Below are 855 nucleotides of genomic sequence, written 5' to 3'. Positions count from 1 at the left end.
TAACGCTACCCTGCCCGCCATGGATACCTCCCCTGCCCGCTCAGTCCGTGAGCCACCAAACCATGTCGGCATACGACATGGTCATGATTTCTTGCGCGGAAAAATGCAGCTCGGACGCCAGGCGCCGCGCCGCATGCTTCAACGTCTGCGGGTTACAGTTCGTCTTCTCGCACCAGAAAGTTGTACCCGGTGGCCAGGCGGTTGTAGTCCTTGTAGGTCAGCCCTTCCAGATCCTTAACCCCCACCTCGGCCAGGGAGGCGAACAGGTTCAGCTCGCGCTGCTCATCGTCGTCACCGCCGGTCTGCGTGGAGGCGCGCACGTCACGCACGGTAGGCGAGCGCATGGTGATGGTCTGCACGTTCACGCCGTTGACCTCGCTCGGCTTGGTCAGGGTGACGGTGACGCGGTCGGCGCTCAGGTTCAGGTACTTCGGTACTGGCTTGCTCATGGGGTGATGCCCTTGGGAAATAGTCGAGAGGCGACCCAGGTGTCATGGGCCGCTAAGGAATCAGGAAATAGGCCTTACAGGCCGAGGTCGGAGCGCTGGCTGGCCAGCTGGTCGGTGCCGTTGATCACGCGCTTCATGCCGATCGGATCGATCTCGTAGATCAGCTCGCCGCCGACCTCGAGCTTGTAGTAGGTGACGGCGATGCCATGCTTGACCTCGGCCTTGTCGCCGGCCTTCCAGTCGCCCATGTCCAGCTCCTTGAGCAGGCCGCGCAGGGTGACGACGACCGCCTTGGTCGCGCCGCGCTGGCCCTTGAACGAGCCACGGAACGTGCCGTTGAAGGCGTTACCGTCGGCCAGGCCGAAGAACTTCAGCGACTCCTTGCGCACGCCGGTGGTGGTGAAGT

General features: G+C 63.0%; 2 protein-coding genes. Both read right to left on the bottom strand.

What is annotated here, in order from left to right; all coding sequences use genetic code 11:
* Positions 1-152 precede the first annotated feature (152 nt).
* Positions 153-449 carry a phage tail assembly protein gene (locus G7007_RS21765; protein WP_181105171.1) on the bottom strand — a complete coding sequence of 99 codons (297 nt, stop codon included), beginning with the start codon at positions 447-449 and terminating at the stop codon, positions 153-155.
* Between the two features lie 74 nt (positions 450-523).
* Positions 524-855: phage major tail tube protein (locus G7007_RS21760; protein ID WP_181105169.1), on the bottom strand; the 332-nt coding region annotated here is incomplete at its 5' end.

Origin of the sequence: Pseudomonas entomophila (assembly GCF_013523125.1) — a bacterium.
In the GTDB taxonomy this organism is placed as follows: Bacteria; Pseudomonadota; Gammaproteobacteria; order Pseudomonadales; family Pseudomonadaceae; genus Aquipseudomonas; species Aquipseudomonas entomophila_B.
The sequence above is the reverse complement of the archived record's forward strand: the minus strand, read 5'-3'. Positions and strand labels throughout refer to the sequence as shown.

Bases quoted from the DNA above. Each gene is read 5' to 3' on its own strand.
- G7007_RS21765 (WP_181105171.1), bottom strand. From the start codon at position 449: ATGAGCAAGCCAGTACCGAAGTACCTGAACCTGAGCGCCGACCGCGTC.